Here is a 16,729-nt window from a genome sequence, read left to right on the forward strand (position 1 = left end):
CGGGGGCGTTGTCTTTTGCCCGGCGGCATGGGAGGTTGAGGCGGATTTTTTACCGCTAGGCGCCTTTACGTTCTTTTTTTCGAACAGCCTATTGTCCTTTACCCCTGTTGACCCTAGGATTCGTTTGAGATTTCAAACGCTCTTGCCTGGGTGCCCAAGCGCACGTCTATCCTTGTGTGCGACATTTTCGTGCTTTTACCCAGTGAACGATTTTCCTGACGGCAGCTTTGTCCCGGCTTTCGGACGCGCCAGCGCGGTCCGTGTCTGACAGGGCGCCTTTTTTACAATCACAATTCGCCCCGCGTATGCGCGGTGCTGTTAAGGAAGCCGACATGCAGCTCAAAGACGCCCAGTTGTTCCGCCAACAAGCCTTCATCGATGGAGCTTGGGTCGACGCGGACAACGGCCAGACGATCAAGGTCAACAACCCCGCTACCGGTGAAATCCTCGGTACCGTACCCAAGATGGGCGCCGCCGAAACCCGCCGCGCCATCGAAGCCGCCGACAAGGCCCTGCCGGCCTGGCGTGCCCTGACCGCCAAGGAGCGCGCCACCAAGCTGCGCCGCTGGTATGAACTGCTGATCGAAAACCAGGACGACCTGGGTCGCCTGATGACCCTGGAGCAGGGCAAGCCGCTGGCCGAAGCCAAGGGCGAAATCGCCTACGCCGCCTCCTTCATCGAATGGTTCGCCGAAGAAGCCAAGCGCATCTACGGCGACGTGATCCCCGGCCACCAGCCGGACAAGCGCCTGATCGTGATCAAGCAGCCGATCGGCGTGACCGCGGCCATCACCCCGTGGAACTTCCCGGCGGCGATGATCACCCGTAAAGCCGGCCCGGCCCTGGCCGCCGGTTGCACCATGGTCATCAAGCCGGCGTCGCAAACCCCGTTCTCGGCCCTGGCCCTGGTAGAGCTGGCGCACCGCGCCGGGATCCCCAAAGGCGTGCTGAGCGTGGTGACCGGCAGCGCCGGCGACATCGGCGGCGAGCTGACCAGCAACCCGATCGTGCGCAAGCTGTCGTTCACCGGCTCCACCGAAATCGGTCGCCAGCTGATGGCCGAATGCGCCAAGGACATCAAGAAAGTCTCCCTGGAGCTGGGCGGCAACGCGCCGTTCATCGTGTTCGACGACGCCGACCTGGATAAGGCCGTCGAAGGCGCGATCATCTCCAAGTACCGCAACAACGGTCAGACCTGCGTCTGCGCCAACCGCCTGTACATCCAGGATTCGGTGTACGACGCCTTCGCCGAGAAGCTGAAAGTGGCCGTGGCCAAGCTGAAGATCGGCAACGGCCTGGAAGAAGGCACCACCACCGGCCCGCTGATCGACGAAAAAGCCGTGGCCAAGGTCCAGGAACACATCGCCGACGCCCTGAAAAAAGGCGCGACCCTGCTGGCCGGCGGCAAGCCGATGGAAGGCAACTTCTTCGAGCCGACCATCCTGGTCAACGTGCCCAAAGACGCGGCCGTGGCCAAGGAAGAAACCTTCGGCCCGCTGGCACCGCTGTTCCGCTTCAAAGACGAAGCCGAAGTCATCGCCATGTCCAACGACACCGAATTCGGCCTGGCGTCGTACTTCTACGCCCGCGACCTGGGTCGTGTGTTCCGTGTGGCCGAGGCCCTGGAATACGGCATGGTCGGGGTCAACACCGGCCTGATCTCTAACGAAGTGGCGCCGTTTGGCGGCATCAAGGCCTCGGGCCTGGGCCGCGAAGGTTCCAAGTACGGGATCGAGGATTACCTGGAAATCAAATACCTCTGCCTGGGTATCTGATCCGGTTTCAAGCGCCGGGGGCACGAGAGCGCTGTCCCCCGGCGCCGCTTAAAAAACGCACTTTTCAAGGTGGCCCGGGAAGGCTCCGACAGTCGATCAACGCATGCTGTCGCAGCCGCTTCCCCGCCCCGCAACCCTTGAATCACACCGCTGTAGCCGCGGTGAATGAGGACACTATGAGCAAGACCAACGCATCCCTGATGAAACGCCGTGAAGCCGCTGTACCGCGCGGTGTTGGCCAGATTCACCCGATCTTCGCCGACAGCGCGAAGAACGCCACCGTCACCGACGTTGAGGGCCGCGAGTTCATCGACTTTGCCGGCGGTATCGCGGTACTGAACACCGGTCACGTGCACCCGAAAGTCATCGCCGCGGTGACCGAGCAGCTGAACAAGCTGACCCACACCTGCTTCCAGGTGCTGGCCTACGAGCCCTATGTGGAACTGTGCGAAAAGATCAACGCCAAGGTCCCGGGTGACTTCGCCAAGAAAACCCTGCTGGTGACCACCGGTTCCGAAGCCGTGGAAAACGCCGTGAAGATCGCCCGTGCCGCCACTGGCCGCGCCGGCGTGATCGCCTTCACCGGTGCCTACCACGGCCGCACCATGATGACCCTGGGCCTGACCGGCAAGGTCGTGCCTTACTCGGCCGGCATGGGCCTGATGCCAGGCGGCATCTTCCGCGCGCTGTACCCCAACGAACTGCATGGCGTGAGCATCGACGACTCCATCGCCAGCATCGAGCGCATCTTCAAGAACGACGCCGAGCCCCGTGACATCGCTGCCATCATCATCGAGCCAGTGCAGGGCGAAGGCGGTTTCTACGTCGCGCCCAAAGAGTTCATGAAGCGCCTGCGCGCCCTGTGCGACCAGCACGGCATCCTGCTGATCGCCGACGAAGTGCAGACCGGCGCTGGCCGTACCGGCACCTTCTTCGCCATGGAGCAGATGGGCGTTGCCGCCGACCTGACCACCTTCGCCAAATCCATCGCTGGCGGCTTCCCGCTGGCCGGTGTCTGCGGCAAGGCCGAATACATGGACGCCATCGCTCCAGGCGGCCTGGGCGGCACCTACGCCGGTAGCCCGATCGCCTGTGCAGCCGCCCTGGCGGTGATGGAAGTGTTCGAGGAAGAGCACCTGCTGGATCGCTGCAAGGCGGTGGGCGAGCGTCTGGTGACCGGTCTCAAGGCCATCCAGGCCAAGTACCCGGTGATCGGCGAAGTGCGTGCCCTGGGCGCGATGATCGCGGTGGAACTGTTCGAAAACGGCGACAGCCACAAGCCGAACGCCGCTGCCGTGGCCCAGGTCGTGGCCAAGGCTCGCGACAAGGGGCTGATCCTGCTGTCCTGCGGCACCTACGGCAACGTGCTGCGGGTGCTGGTGCCGCTGACCTCGCCAGACGAGCAGCTGGATAAAGGCCTGGCCATCATGGAAGAGTGCTTCGCTGAACTCTGAGTGGTTGCTGTGACCTGATCGACAAAAAAACCCGCTTCGGCGGGTTTTTTTTCGTCCCCGGGCGGTCCGTGGGGGATTTGCGCTGTATGGAAGCCCGCGCATTGACTAAGGTGCAAAGGATTGCCTAGGGAGCGTGCTGCATGACCGCTGTTGATTTACCCGCTGTACCTCGTGTGCTGATTGCCGAGGCCGACCCCTGGTCCCGCGATTTGCTCAAGCAAGTGCTGCTCAACGTACGCTGTGATGCGCGTGTGGACCTGTGTGCCGACGGTCAGGAAGCCTTGGAGCTGTTGAGCGAAAAACCTTACGACCTGATCATTGCCGACTGGGAGTTGCCCGGGGTGGATGGTCTCGCCTTGCTGCGCTCCGTGCGCCAACGCAAGCGCAACCCGCTGCAGCCGTTCATTCTGCTCAGCGCTCGCAACGACAGTGCCAGCGTGCGCGAGGCCCTGCCCCTGGCGCCCACCGCCTACCTGACCAAACCCTTGAACATGGAAGGCCTGACCCAGCGCCTGCAGGGGTTGCTGCTGGACGCCGGCCAGGAAGTCTCCTGCGAGGTGCCGGCCCTGGCCCCGGGCATGAGCCTGTGGACTTTTCTCGAACGCCGGCGCGAGATCGCAGACGGCGCACCGTTGCTGACCGACGTGCAGTTGGCGGTCAAGCGCAGCCTCAATCCTGAAGGTCTGGACCTCAAGCTGTTGGAGGAGGAGCTGCGCACGGACCCGCAGGTCACCGCGGTGCTGATCGCGGCCGCCAACAGCGCCGCGCAGCACCACGGCGACGGCGTGCAGACCCTGTCCCAGGCCCTGCACCGGCTGGGCACCGGGCAGAGCATGAACCTGATTCTCGGGCTGACCCTCAAGCGCAGCGCGCGCCTGAGCGACCCGGCCCTGGCCGACTACGCCGAGCGTTACTGGGAGCTGTCGCTGCACACCGCGGAATACGGCCGCACCCTGGCGCGCCTGCTGGACCTAGACCAGGAGCGCTGCTATTGCGCCGGGCTATTGCATCGCCTGGGGGATCTGGCGCTGCTGCGCTGTCTGCAGGAGTGGAAACAGGCCGGGGGCGAGCTCGACGATCAGGAAGAGATCGGCGATGCCCTGGAGCGTTTTGGCGCGGCCTACGGTTCCGCCCTGCGCACCCGCTGGCGCATGCCCCTGGAACTGCGGGATCTGATTGCCTCGAGCTATCAGTTGGGCGGTGGGGTGTACTCCCGCGAGGCGCTGGTGATGAACCTGGCGGCGCAGCTGGCGCGCTTGACCGAGCATGAGGGGATCGAGGAACTGGCCCGCAGCAAGACCGCGCGCCTGCTGAAAATCGGCTTGCCGGAGCTGACCCGCCTGCGCAAAGGCTGACCCGACATTGGAGCCGGCTTGGCGGCGAAGAGGCCCCCGGGCCTTGGGCAAGCCGTGGGAGTGTCTTGGCTGGCAAGCCCGCTCCAACGAGCGGGGGCGCGGGTGATTATCCGCTGACGATGCGGTTCTTGCCCTGGCGCTTGGCCTGGTACATCGCCGCGTCGGCGCGGGCGAACAGGCTGTCGAGGCTTTCATCTTCGCGGCGCCGGCTGCTCAGGCCCTGGCTGATGGTGATGTTGAAGGTCTGGCCCTGGCAGCTGAAGGTCTGCCGCTGAATCTCTCGCTGCAGGCGTTCGGCGACCTTGTGGGCCATGTCCGTGGCGCAGCCGGGAAACACCGCCGCGAACTCTTCGCCACCGATGCGCCCGAACAGATCGCCGCGGCGCAAGGCGGCACGCCCGCTTTCGGCAATGCGTTGCAGCACGATGTCGCCTTCGGGGTGACCGTAGGTGTCGTTGATCACCTTGAAGTCATCGATGTCCAGCAACAGAAAGACCAGGGGCAAGCCGTGCAGGCGCGCCTGCTCGAACTCGCGATGGGCGCATTCGAAGAAGTGCCGGCGGTTGCTGCTCTGGGTCAGCACGTCGGTGGTCGCCAGGCGTTGCAGTTCGGCTTCCAGCTGCTTCTTCTCGGTGATGTCTTCGGCAATGCCCACCACGATCAGCCGTTGCCCGGGTTCGGCATTGCGGTTGATGAAGCATTTGTCGCTGAGCCAGCGCACCTGGCCATTGGCGTCGATGATGCGGTACTCGCGGTCTTCCACCGCGCCCTTTTCCAGCACCTGGGCCAGGCTGCGCTCGGCGTATTCCAGATCGTCGGGGTAGATGCTGTCGCGCCACTGCTTGCTGTCCGCCAGCAGCAGTCCGGCAGGGCGTCCGAATATGCGTTCATAGGCCGGGCTGACGTACAGCACCTGGCGGCTGTCCCAGTCATAGGCCCAGAGCACCGCGTTGACGCTGACCAGCAGGGAGCTGAACAGCTGCTCGCGCTCGGTCAGGCGCGCGACCTCGCCCTGGGCGTGCATCAGGGCCAGTAGGGTTTGCGCGGCTTCGGGCCACTGCACAAGCGAAGATGGAGTGTGTGAATTCTTATTGACCATCGGCACAGATCTCAAGAGGTCTGCCGCGCGGTATTGAACAGCGGCTACGACCAAGCCCGCCTGGGTGGCGAAGTGTTGCTTGAGATAGGGGATCGGACGCTAAGTTCCCAGCCATTGCGGCGATACTTGGCGCGCCCGCCGGACGGTCGCAGGCGCCCCTCGCCCGCCGCGGGCGAGGGGCTCCGGCTCAGGCTGCGGTGGGCCGCAGAGAGTAGGTTTTCAACTGATGGGCAAAGTCCCGCAGGGACTGGATGCCGCTGGCTTCGGCCTCGTGCACCCAGTCCTTGATCGCCGCCAGCATGTCGTGGCCGTTGGCGCTGGTCTTGACCCAGATCTGTTGCAGGGCCAGGCGTTTTTCGTAGATCACCTTCAAGGCCTGGCTGTGTTCCAGCATGTTCTGGATCCGCAGGTGGTGGCGGTCTTCCAGCAGGCTGGTCTCACGGGACAGCAGGCGCTTGGCGCGGTGGAACTGGTGGCGCACCGAGTGATCGACCTTGGCCAGTTCCTGTTTCACCAGCGGGCCGATCACCAGCTTGCGGTACTGGGCCATGATCTGGAACCGGTTGTTGAGGATGGCCATGGCGGTGTCCATGTCCAGGTGCCCCTTGCCTTCGACCCGATGGGCGATCGGCGCCACCCGCTGGACCTTGGCCAGCCCCAGCAGGCTGAACAGCTTGATCCAGGCCCAGCCCATGTCGAACTCCCACTTCTTCACCGAGAGCTTGGCCGAGTTGGGGTAGGTGTGATGGTTGTTGTGCAGCTCTTCACCGCCGACGATGATGCCCCAGGGCACCAGGTTGGTGGCGGCGTCACGGCATTCGAAGTTGCGGTAGCCCACGGCATGGCCCAGGCCGTTGATCACTCCGGCGGCCCAGAACGGAATCCACATCATCTGGATCGCCCAGATGGTGATGCCGATGGTGCCGAACAGCAGCAGGTCGATGACCGCCATCAGCGCGATACCACCCAGCTTGTAGCGGCTGTAGAGGTTGCGCTCGATCCAGTCTTCCGGGCAGTTCTTGCCATAGATGCGCAGGGTTTCCGGGTTTTTCGCCTCTTCGCGATACAGCTCGGCGCCCTTGCGCAGCACGGTGGACAGGCCCTTGATCACCGGGCTGTGGGGATCGTCGACGGTTTCGCATTTGGCGTGGTGCTTGCGGTGGATGGCGGTCCACTCGCGGGTGTTCTGCGCCGTGGTCAGCCACAGCCAGAAGCGGAAGAAGTGTTTCAGACCGGCGTTGAGTTCCAAGGAACGGTGTGCGGAATAGCGATGCAGATAAATGGTGACCGCGACAATGGTCACGTGGGTCATCAACAGGGTGACTGCCACCAGTTGCCAGGCGGACAAGCCAAGTAAACCTTCGTACCACATAGGCGATAAGGCCCTCGATAAAGAAAAAAACAGCTCAGGCATTATCACCAAGCTCACTGAGAAAACCAGTCGCCCTTTCAGATAAGAGTGGCGGCATGTTTCTTCCTCTATAATCCCGAACTTTTCGTGTGGAAATAGACGGACTTATGTCGGTTTCTTATCGCAATGGCTTGCGTGCCGCGCTGCTCTATCTGCTGCTGTCCCTGATCTGGCTGCAGTTCAGTGGTTATTTACTGAGCAGTTTCTTCGATGGATTCACCGATCAGGCGCACTGGCACCAGGTCAGTGGCTACGCCTGGGCACTGGTCAGCGCGGTGCTGATTTTCTTTGCCCGGGCCCGCCTGTTGCGAGTCATGGGGGCCGATCGCTGGTTGCGCCATCAACAGAAGGATCGCGAGCGCCTGCGCCAGGCGGCGGCGGTGTTCGACTGCACCCGCGAAGGGGTACTGGTCAGCGACACCCAGGGCCAGATCGTCCACGTCAATCGCGCCTTCATCGAGATCACCGGCTACCAGAGCGAAGAGGTGCTGGGGCGTCAGCCGAGCCTGTTCAAGTCCGGCCATCATTCGGCGGACTTCTACAAGGCGATGTTCGACTCGCTGGAGAAAACCGGAGAGTGGAGCGGCGAGATCTGGAATCGGCGCAAGAGCGGCGAGATCTACCCGCAGTGGCAGAGCATTCGCGCGATCCGTGATGAACAGGGCGAGCTGACCCACTATGTCGCGGTGTTCTCCGACATCAGCGCGATCAAGGATTCCGAGCACGAACTGGCGCACCTGGCCCACCACGATCCGCTGACCGACCTGCCCAACCGCCTGCTGTTCACCGACCGTGCCGAACAGGCCCTGGCCTCGGCGCAGGTCCACAAGCGCGGCTGCGCCATGCTGATGATCGACCTCGATCACTTCAAGATGATCAACGACAGCCTTGGCCACAACGTCGGCGACCAGTTGCTCAAGGCGGTGGCCGAGCGCCTGGGGGACCTGTCCGGGCAGGGCATCACCCTGGCACGGCTGGGGGGCGACGAGTTCGCGGTACTGGCCGAAAGCTGCCCGCAGCTGGTGCAGGCCGCCGCCCTGGCCCAGCGCATCATCGACGGCCTCAAGGAGCCTTTTTTGCTGGGCGAGCAGCAGGTGGTGATCAACGCCAGCATCGGCATCAGCCTGTTTCCCAGCGATGCCCTGAGCGCCAGCCAGCTGCTGCGCAACGCCGACGCGGCGCTGTTCAAGGCCAAGAGTGCCGGACGCAACGGCTATGCCCTGTACACCGAAGAACTCACCGCCCATGCCCAGCAACGGGTCGAAATCGCCTTCGAGCTGCGCCGGGCCCTGGAGCAGCAGGAACTGCGGGTCTACTACCAGCCGGTGCACGATCTTGAAACCAGCCACTTGATCGGCGTCGAGGCCCTGGTGCGCTGGGAGCATCCCCAGCGTGGCCTGGTGTCCCCGGCGGAGTTCATCCCCATCGCCGAGCGCACCGGGATGATTGCCGAGATCGATGCCTGGGTCATGCAGCAGGCCTGCCGGCAGATGTGCCAGTGGCAGGCCGATGGGGTGACGCTGTCGTTCATCGCGGTGAACGTCTCGACCCGGCTGTTCGCCCGCAGCGAGCTGTACCAGAAGGTGGCCCAGGTGCTGCACGACACCGGCCTGGACCCGGCCTACCTGGAGCTGGAAGTCACCGAGAGCGCGGTGATGGATGACCCGGAAGTGGCCCTGGAACAGATGCACCGGCTGCGCGAGCTGGGCATTCGCCTGGCCATCGACGACTTCGGCACTGGCTATTCGTCCCTGCTGCGGCTCAAGCGTCTGCCGGTGCAGAAACTCAAGATCGACCAGGGCTTTGTCGCCGGCCTGCCGTTCGATGAAGACGATGCGGCCATCTCCCGGGTGATCATCGCCCTGGCCCAGAGCATGGGCATGCAGGTGCATGCCGAAGGCATCGAACAGGCCGAGCAGGCGCGCTTCTTGCTCGAACACGGCTGCGACCTGGGGCAGGGCTACTGGTTCGGCCGGCCGATGCCGGCGGAGCAGCTCGACTGGAGCAATGCCCCCGCCATCCGCTGATCCCCTGTAGCCGCTGCCGCAGGCTGCGAACGAGTTGGGCGGCACTCCGACGCAGCGGTCGCGGCGATGTCAGGACGCCAAGGGTTCGTCTATAGATCGCCAGGCAAGGCCCTGCGGGCCTTGTCGCAGCCTCGCGAAAGCTCGGCAGCGGCTACAGGATCGAATGCGCCATGGCCAGGGGAGTTCCCAGGCTCTGCCCGGACGGGCGCGCCGACCAAACGGCCTCCACCAACCCTTGTAGCCGCTGCTGAGCCTGCGAAGCTGCGAACGACCGCAACGCGGGCGCAAATACTGCAGACCGCTGAAGGCCTGACGGCCTTGTCGCAGCCTCGCAGGCTCGGCAGCGGCTACAGGAGCTAAGCTGCTGTCAGGTCGAATAATATTTTCTGGTTATATAAACATTCTTAAACAGTATTTTTAAGAATATCCGCGCCTATCTACTATTGCTCCCACGCCGCAAGCAGTGCCGCCACTGCCAGGCACATCTCACTCAGGAGCAGCACCATGAGCGCATCTCTACGTAGCGTTGACGGCCAGGACGAAGCAACCATCTTGCGTGAAATTCAAAGCGCCCTGCGCGACTTGCGCTTTGGCGCGGTGGAAATCACCGTGCACAACGCCCAGGTCGTGCAGATCGAACGCAAGGAAAAATTCCGCCTGCAACAGCCTGGCCACAAGCCCGGCTAATGCCGCCTCGCGCAATACCGCATCACCCTCTCGCCATCGAGAGGCCCGACTGGACAACCGGAGGGCGTCATCCATGACCCCCAGTCTGAACCCCAGCGTTCACCCACGAATGCGGGCCTGATTCGCCATAAGAAAAATGCCAGCACTTTAAAAAATTTCGGGAGCTCCACCATGTCGTCGATTCGCCGTTATGCCCTGGCCGCCCTCGCCAGTGCCGTTTTTGCCGGTTCCGCCGTTGCCAAGGATTACGAGCTGCTCAACGTGTCCTACGACCCGACCCGTGAGCTGTACCAGGACTACAACGCCGAGTTCACCAGCTTCTGGAAGCAATCGCATCCCGGCGACAACGTGAAGATCCAGCAATCCCATGGTGGTTCCGGCAAACAGGGCCGGGCGGTGATCGACGGCCTGCGCGCCGACGTGGTGACCCTGGCCCTGGCCGGTGACATCGACGAAATCGCCAAGCTCGGCAAGACCCTGCCGGCGGACTGGCAAAAACGCCTGCCCGACGCCAGCACGCCCTACACTTCGACCATCGTGTTCCTGGTGCGCAAGGGCAATCCCAAGGGCATCAAGGACTGGGGCGACCTGATCAAGAAAGACGTCTCGGTGATCACCCCCAACCCGAAAACCTCCGGCGGCGCGCGCTGGAACTTCCTCGCTGCCTGGGCCTATGGGCTGAAGGCCGGCGGTAGTGAGGCCAAGGCCCAGGAATACGTCAAGGAGCTGTTCAAGCACGTACCGGTGCTGGACACCGGCGCCCGCGGCTCGACCATCACCTTCGTCAACAACGGCCAGGGCGACGTGTTGCTGGCCTGGGAAAACGAAGCCTTCCTGGCCCTCAAGGAAGAAGGCGGCGCCGACAAGTTCGACATCGTCGTGCCTTCGCTGTCGATCCTCGCCGAGCCGCCAGTGGCGGTGGTGGACAAGAACGCCGAGAAGAAAGGCAACACCGAGATCGCCGAGGCTTACCTCAAGCACCTGTACAGCCCGGCCGGCCAGGAAATCGCCGCGAAGAACTTCTACCGTCCGCGGGACAAGGACGTCGCCGCCAAATACGCCCAGCAGTTCCCCAAACTGGACCTGGTGACTATCGACAAGGACTTCGGCGGCTGGAAAACTGCCCAACCGAAATTCTTCAATGACGGTGGCGTGTTCGACCAGATCTACACGGCCCAGTAAACCTGTTGTAGGAGCTGGCTTGCCAGCGAAGGCGCCCTCAAGGGCCACACCAGGCTGCAGGCCCCTTCGCCGGCAAGCCGGCTCCTACCAGGTAGAGCCCGCATTTGGTTGCGGGCTTTGCGTATCCGTTCCGTTAACCAAGGACTTTTATGTCGCGTCGTATCTCCCCCGTCATACCCGGCTTCGGGCTGACGCTGGGCTACACCTTGGTGTACCTCAGCCTGATTGTGCTCATTCCCCTGGCGGCGATGTTCGTGCATGCCGCGCAACTCACCTGGGAACAGTTCTGGGCAATCGTTTCGGCGCCCCGAGTGCTCGCCGCACTCCAGCTGAGTTTCGGCACCGCGTTGTACGCGGCCATCATCAACGGCGTCATCGGCACCCTGCTGGCCTGGGTCCTGGTGCGCTACACCTTCCCCGGGCGCAAGATCATCGACGCCATGATCGACTTGCCGTTCGCCCTGCCCACCGCCGTGGCCGGCATCGCCCTGACGGCGCTCTACGCGCCCACCGGCCTGGTGGGCCAGTTCGCCACCGACCTGGGCTTCAAGATCGCCTACACGCCCCTGGGCATCACCTTGGCGCTGACCTTCGTCACCCTGCCGTTCGTGGTGCGCACGGTGCAGCCGGTGCTGGCGGACATCCCCCGAGAGGTGGAAGAGGCCGCCGCCTGCCTTGGCGCCAAGCCCTGGCAGGTGTTCCGCCATATCCTGGTGCCGGCCTTGCTGCCGGCCTGGCTCACCGGCTTTGCCCTGGCCTTCGCCCGGGGCGTCGGCGAGTACGGTTCGGTGATCTTCATCGCCGGCAACATGCCGATGAAGACCGAGATCCTGCCGCTGCTGATCATGGTCAAGCTCGACCAGTACGATTACACCGGCGCCACCTCCATCGGCGTGCTGATGCTGGTGGTTTCCTTTGTCCTGTTGCTGCTGATCAACCTGCTGCAGCGGCGCATCGAACGTCCATAAGGAGGCGCGATCCATGTCTCAATCGTCTATCGCCGCCTCGTCGGCCAACGCCGCCCGCCGTGGCAGCGCCACCTCGCGGCGGGTGTTGATTGGCCTGGGCTGGCTGATCTTCGCCCTGTTCCTGCTGTTGCCGCTGTTCATCGTGGTGTCCCAGGGCCTGAAGCTGGGCATCGGCGCCTTCTTCGAGGCGATCTTCGAGCCTGACGCGCTGTCGGCGCTCAAACTCACGGTGATCGCGGTGCTGATCTCGGTGCCCCTGAACCTGGTGTTCGGGGTCAGCGCCGCCTGGTGCGTGAGCAAGTACTCGTTCCGCGGCAAGAGCATCCTGGTGACCCTGATCGACCTGCCGTTCTCGGTATCGCCGGTGATCGCCGGCCTGGTCTATGTGCTGATGTTCGGCGCCCAGGGCCTGTTCGGCCCGTGGCTTTCGGCTCACGACATCCAGATCGTCTTCGCCTTGCCGGGCATCGTCCTGGCGACCATCTTCGTCACCGTGCCCTTCGTCGCCCGGGAGCTGATTCCGCTGATGCAGGAGCAGGGCACCCAGGAAGAGGAGGCCGCCAGGTTGCTGGGGGCCAACGGCTGGCAGATGTTCTGGCACGTCACCGTGCCCAACATCAAATGGGGCCTGATCTACGGCGTGGTGCTGTGTACCGCCCGGGCCATGGGCGAATTCGGCGCGGTGTCGGTGGTATCCGGGCACATTCGCGGGGTCACCAACACCCTGCCGCTGCACGTGGAAATCCTCTACAACGAGTACAACCACGTCGCCGCGTTTGCCGTCGCCAGCCTGTTGCTGATCCTTGCGCTGTTCATCCTGCTGCTCAAGCAGTGGAGCGAATCCCGAATCAACCGCCTGCGCGCCAGCGCCGCGGAGGAATAACTCATGTCGATCGAAGTCCGTAACGTCAGCAAGAACTTCAACGCCTTCAAGGCCCTCAACAGCATCAACCTGGATATCCAGAGCGGCGAGCTGGTGGCCCTGCTGGGCCCGTCCGGCTGTGGCAAGACCACCCTGCTGCGGATCATCGCCGGTCTGGAAACACCGGACGACGGCAGCATCGTGTTCCACGGCGAAGACGTTTCCGGCCACGACGTGCGCGATCGCAACGTCGGTTTCGTGTTCCAGCACTACGCCCTGTTCCGCCACATGAGCGTGTTCGACAACGTCGCCTTCGGCTTGCGCATGAAGCCCAAGCACCAGCGCCCCAGCGAGAGCAAGATCGCCGAGAAGGTCCACGAACTGCTCAACATGGTGCAGTTGGACTGGCTCGCCGACCGCTACCCGGAGCAGCTGTCCGGCGGCCAGCGCCAGCGTATCGCCCTGGCCCGCGCCCTGGCGGTGGAGCCCAAGGTGCTGCTGCTGGACGAACCCTTCGGCGCCCTCGACGCCAAGGTGCGCAAGGAGCTGCGGCGCTGGCTGGCGCGGCTGCACGAAGACATCAACCTGACCTCGGTGTTCGTCACCCACGACCAGGAAGAAGCCATGGAAGTGGCCGACCGCATCGTGGTGATGAACAAGGGCGTGATCGAGCAGATCGGCTCCCCGGGCGAGGTCTATGAGAACCCGGCCAGCGACTTCGTCTACCACTTCCTCGGCGACTCCAACCGCCTGCATCTGGGCGAGGACCAGCACGTGCTGTTCCGTCCCCACGAAGTGTCGCTGTCGCGTTCGGAACTGGAAGACCACCACGCCGCCGAAGTGCGCGACATCCGTCCCCTGGGCGCCACCACCCGGGTGACCCTCAAGGTGGAAGGCCAGAGCGAGCTGATCGAAGCCGAAGTGGTGAAAGACCACGACAGCCTGATCGGCCTGGCCCGTGGCGAGACCCTGTTCTTCAAGCCCAAGGTCTGGCAGAAGCACAGCGGTCTCTAGGGCGGTGCAAGCGCACGCCTGCCGAACCGGACAGCCCTCGGACCTTTGCCCGGTCCGGGGGCTTTTTCGTTCGCGCGCGGGGCCCCTGGGCGGCCTGCCGCCGGGTGCTTCAAACCATGGCTTTCTTCTGACGCAGGGCCACCGGCCCGGAGCGCTGCTCGATGGCCTGTTTCAAGTCATGGCGCAGCCCCAGCAGGAACGCCAGTTCGGCCACTACGAACAGCGGACCGACGATCAAGCCCGACAGATCATCGACAAAGGCCGGCTTGCGGCCCTCGTAGTAATGGCCGATGAACTGGATCACCCAACCGCTCACGAACAATCCCAGGCCGCAGCTCAACCAGAGCCCGGTGCTTTGCGCTGCCAGCGCCTGCCCGGCCCAGACCGACAGACCCATCAGCACACTCATCAACACGCCCAGGCGCAACTCCAGGCGCAGGTAGAACACGGCCGAGGCCAGGGCCAGCAGCACGGCCGGCGACACCACCATCCCCGCCAGTGGCCAGGTGGGACGGGACAGCAGCACCGCCACCGCCAGTACGATCATGGGAATGCCGATAAAGTGGCTGGCGATGTTGCGCGGGTCGCGGTGGTAGGCGGCGTATTGACTGAGATGATCAACGAGGCTTTTCATTGTTGTTCCTCCGTTAGGGTGGCCCGATCATGCCCGGCCGCCGATCACGGCACTGTCAGCTAGGCGACAATCACGCCGATGCCTTGAGGAAAAGACCTGTTCATGGACATGCAGCAGTGGCGTGAATGCCTGATGACCGGCCAGTGGTTCAGCCACCTGCCGGATTCCTTACAGAATAGTTTGCTCGCCGGTGCCCGCCTGCGCCGATTGGCGCCGGGGCAATGCCTGTTCCTGCGGGGTGATCCACCCTGCGGTTTGTATGCGGTGCTGGAAGGAACGGTGCGGGTGGGCGCGGTCAGCGAACAGGGCAAGGAAGCCTTGCTCAGCCTGATGCAGGCGCCCCACTGGTTCGGCGAGATCTGCCTGTTCGACGGTCAGCCGCGCACCCACGATGCCTACGCTGAGGGTGCCTGCACCTTGCTCCAGGTGCCGCAGTCGAGCTTGTTGCAACTGCTGGAGCAACAGCCGCAGTACTGGCGTCAGTTTGCCCTGTTGATGAGCCACAAACTGCGCCTGGCCTTTATCAACCTGGAGCAGCTGAGCCTGATGCCGGCGCCGGCCCGTGTGGCCAGCCGCCTGCTGGCGATCGCTGCCGGCTACGGCGAAGTGACCCAGCGCCGCAACCTGCTGCAACTGCCCCAGGAGCAACTGGCACTGATGCTCTCGCTCTCGCGCCAGACCACCAACCAGATCCTCAAGGATCTGCAGCACCAGGGCATCCTGCGCCTGAGCTACGGCGAGATCGAAATCCTCGACACCGACCGCCTGCACGCCCTCGCCGGCCCCGCGTAGGGGTCCGCAAGACCGCTTTCGCCGGCAAGCCGGCTCCTACAAAGTCCCACGCGATTTCTCTGCCGACCGTAGGAGCTGGCTTGCCAGCGAAGAGGCCCGCAAGACCGCTTTCGCCGGCAAGCCGGCGCCTACAAAATCCCGCGCGATTTCTCTGTCGACCGTAGGAGCTGGCTTGCCAGCGAAGAGGCCCTCAAGACCGCTTTCGCCGGCAAGCCGGCTCCTACAAAGTCCCGCGCGATTTCTCTGCCGACCGTAGGAGCTGGCTTGCCAGCGAAGGGGCCCGCAAGACCGCTTTCGCCGGCAAGCCGGCTCCTACAAAGTCCCGCGCGATTTCTCTGCCGACCGTAGGAGCTGGCTTGCCAGCGAAGGGGCCCTCAAGACCGCCCTCGCCAGCAGTCCGCTTCTACGAACCACGATAGGTCGAGAATCCATAAGGGCTGAGCAGCAACGGAATGTGGTAATGCTGCTCGGTCTGCTTGACCTCGAAGATCACCGGGATCTCGGGGAAGAAGGTGTCGCGCTTGGCCTGCTTGAAGTATTCGCCGGTCTTGAACACTACCCGGTATTCACCCGCCGTCAGCGCCTGGCCCGCGGGAAACAGCTCGCTGATCCGCCCCTGCTCGTTGGTCACGCCGCTGGACAAGGCTTTCCAGTCCTGGCCCACATGCTGCTCCAGGGTCACCTTGACCCCCGGCGAGGGCAAACCGTTTTCCAGGTTCAGCACGTGCACGCTCAAGGGATTGCCCGCCGCCAGGGCCAGGCTCGACAGGCCGCAGAAGCCTATAGCGGCCAGGCCATTACGCAAAACGTTCATGTCTCACTCCTTTCTCGATTGAACAAACAACAGACTCTGTAGCCGCTGCCGAGCCCGCGAGGCTGCGCATTAGCGCAACGCGGGCGCGGCTCTCCCGTTCACTGACGTCCGGCCTCGGTCGCCAACCCCACCCGCTGTGCCGCCTGTAACGCGCACGCCTCGTCCTGCGCCGCGCCGCCCGCACCGGCAATGCCCATCGCGCCCACCAGCTGGTTATCGGCAAACAATGGAATGCCGCCGCCGAGCAACAGCAGCTCCGGCAAGGTGTTGAGATTGGCCGCCTCGGGGTTGTTGCGCGCCCGTTCGGCGAACAGCCGGCTCGGGGTCTTGGTGGACAGCGCGGTATAGGCCTTGCGCTGGCTGGCGACGGTGTTGTGCGGGCCGACGCCATCACTGCGCAAGGTCACCAGCAGGTTGCCGCCACGGTCCAGCACCGACACCACGGCCGTGCACTGGGCCAGGCTGGCGTCTGCCAACTGACGGGCGGTGGCCAGGTCCAGCTCGGCGTGACGGGGCAGGTCCGGGGCCGCCAGGGCGCTGCCGGCAAGGCCCAGGCCAAGACTTAGAAGAAGGGGTTTGCACATCATGGGGAAGGCTCCGCAAAGACAGGCCGCCACCTTAGCCAGCGGTCCTCGTCAGAACCTCGTCAGTTGGA

Annotated in this window: 15 protein-coding genes; 10 read left to right on the forward strand and 5 right to left on the reverse strand. The window is 63.8% G+C overall.

All coding sequences use genetic code 11. The annotated features are described in order from the left end of the window. Nucleotides 1-332: 332 nt before the first annotated feature. The 3 genes from gabD to PST29_RS00985 all read left to right on the forward strand — a co-directional run bounded on the left by gabD (nt 333) and on the right by PST29_RS00985 (nt 4,584). On the forward strand, nt 333-1,775 hold the full coding sequence (gene gabD / locus PST29_RS00975; RefSeq protein WP_060836957.1) for an NADP-dependent succinate-semialdehyde dehydrogenase: 1,443 nt from the start codon (nt 333-335) through the stop codon (nt 1,773-1,775). 176 nt (nt 1,776-1,951) lie between these two features. Then, nucleotides 1,952-3,229: a 4-aminobutyrate--2-oxoglutarate transaminase gene (gabT, locus tag PST29_RS00980; protein ID WP_047283408.1), complete on the forward strand. Its 1,278-nt coding sequence runs from the start codon at nt 1,952-1,954 to the stop codon at nt 3,227-3,229. A gap of 140 nt (nt 3,230-3,369) precedes the next feature. Continuing rightward, on the forward strand, nt 3,370-4,584 hold the full coding sequence (locus PST29_RS00985) for an HDOD domain-containing protein (protein ID WP_060836958.1): 1,215 nt from the start codon (nt 3,370-3,372) through the stop codon (nt 4,582-4,584). Between the two features lie 106 nt (nt 4,585-4,690). On the opposite strand, the gene PST29_RS00990 is transcribed toward PST29_RS00985, so the two are convergent. Further along, the gene (locus tag PST29_RS00990; protein ID WP_060836959.1) at nt 4,691-5,683 is read right to left on the reverse strand and encodes a GGDEF domain-containing protein; all 993 of its coding nucleotides are present in this window, start codon (nt 5,681-5,683) and stop codon (nt 4,691-4,693) included. 187 nt (nt 5,684-5,870) lie between these two features. Then, nucleotides 5,871-7,055: a delta-9 fatty acid desaturase DesA gene (desA, locus tag PST29_RS00995; protein ID WP_060836960.1), complete on the reverse strand. Its 1,185-nt coding sequence runs from the start codon at nt 7,053-7,055 to the stop codon at nt 5,871-5,873. Nucleotides 7,056-7,201: 146 nt separating this feature from the next. Between desA and dibA the strand changes: the two genes are divergently transcribed. The 6 genes from dibA (at nt 7,202) to PST29_RS01025 (ending at nt 13,834) form a co-directional block, all read left to right on the forward strand. Further along, a complete protein-coding gene (gene dibA / locus PST29_RS01000) occupies nt 7,202-9,121 on the forward strand; it encodes a phosphodiesterase DibA (protein WP_060842132.1) in 1,920 nt (639 codons plus the stop codon). 504 nt (nt 9,122-9,625) lie between these two features. Next, nucleotides 9,626-9,808, forward strand: coding sequence for a sulfur starvation response protein OscA (gene oscA / locus PST29_RS01005; protein ID WP_016965985.1), 183 nt, complete (start codon nt 9,626-9,628; stop codon nt 9,806-9,808). 171 nt (nt 9,809-9,979) lie between these two features. Then, on the forward strand, nt 9,980-10,990 hold the full coding sequence (locus PST29_RS01010) for a sulfate ABC transporter substrate-binding protein (protein ID WP_060836962.1): 1,011 nt from the start codon (nt 9,980-9,982) through the stop codon (nt 10,988-10,990). A gap of 149 nt (nt 10,991-11,139) precedes the next feature. Then, nucleotides 11,140-11,958: a sulfate ABC transporter permease subunit CysT gene (cysT, locus tag PST29_RS01015; RefSeq protein ID WP_060836963.1), complete on the forward strand. Its 819-nt coding sequence runs from the start codon at nt 11,140-11,142 to the stop codon at nt 11,956-11,958. Nucleotides 11,959-11,971: 13 nt separating this feature from the next. Further along, nucleotides 11,972-12,841 carry a sulfate ABC transporter permease subunit CysW gene (gene cysW / locus PST29_RS01020; RefSeq protein ID WP_060836964.1) on the forward strand — a complete coding sequence of 290 codons (870 nt, stop codon included), beginning with the start codon at nt 11,972-11,974 and terminating at the stop codon, nt 12,839-12,841. A gap of 3 nt (nt 12,842-12,844) precedes the next feature. Further along, nucleotides 12,845-13,834: a sulfate/molybdate ABC transporter ATP-binding protein gene (locus tag PST29_RS01025; protein ID WP_060842133.1), complete on the forward strand. Its 990-nt coding sequence runs from the start codon at nt 12,845-12,847 to the stop codon at nt 13,832-13,834. Between the two features lie 109 nt (nt 13,835-13,943). Here the strand turns inward: PST29_RS01025 and PST29_RS01030 are convergent, their stop codons facing one another. Continuing rightward, complete coding sequence (locus tag PST29_RS01030; protein ID WP_060842134.1) at nt 13,944-14,468, reverse strand: Mpo1 family 2-hydroxy fatty acid dioxygenase; 525 nt, start codon at nt 14,466-14,468, stop codon at nt 13,944-13,946. Between the two features lie 102 nt (nt 14,469-14,570). Between PST29_RS01030 and PST29_RS01035 the strand changes: the two genes are divergently transcribed. Further along, nucleotides 14,571-15,260, forward strand: coding sequence for a Crp/Fnr family transcriptional regulator (locus PST29_RS01035; protein ID WP_060842135.1), 690 nt, complete (start codon nt 14,571-14,573; stop codon nt 15,258-15,260). Between the two features lie 403 nt (nt 15,261-15,663). Here the strand turns inward: PST29_RS01035 and uraH are convergent, their stop codons facing one another. Together uraH and PST29_RS01045 are read right to left on the reverse strand one after the other, a co-directional pair. Beyond that, nucleotides 15,664-16,074, reverse strand: coding sequence for a hydroxyisourate hydrolase (gene uraH, locus PST29_RS01040; RefSeq protein ID WP_060836971.1), 411 nt, complete (start codon nt 16,072-16,074; stop codon nt 15,664-15,666). A gap of 98 nt (nt 16,075-16,172) precedes the next feature. Next, the gene (locus PST29_RS01045; protein WP_060842136.1) at nt 16,173-16,661 is read right to left on the reverse strand and encodes a GlcG/HbpS family heme-binding protein; all 489 of its coding nucleotides are present in this window, start codon (nt 16,659-16,661) and stop codon (nt 16,173-16,175) included. Nucleotides 16,662-16,729: the final 68 nt, after the last annotated feature.

Origin of the sequence: Pseudomonas sp. St29, from assembly GCF_001547915.1 — a bacterium.
Classification (GTDB): domain Bacteria; phylum Pseudomonadota; class Gammaproteobacteria; order Pseudomonadales; family Pseudomonadaceae; genus Aquipseudomonas.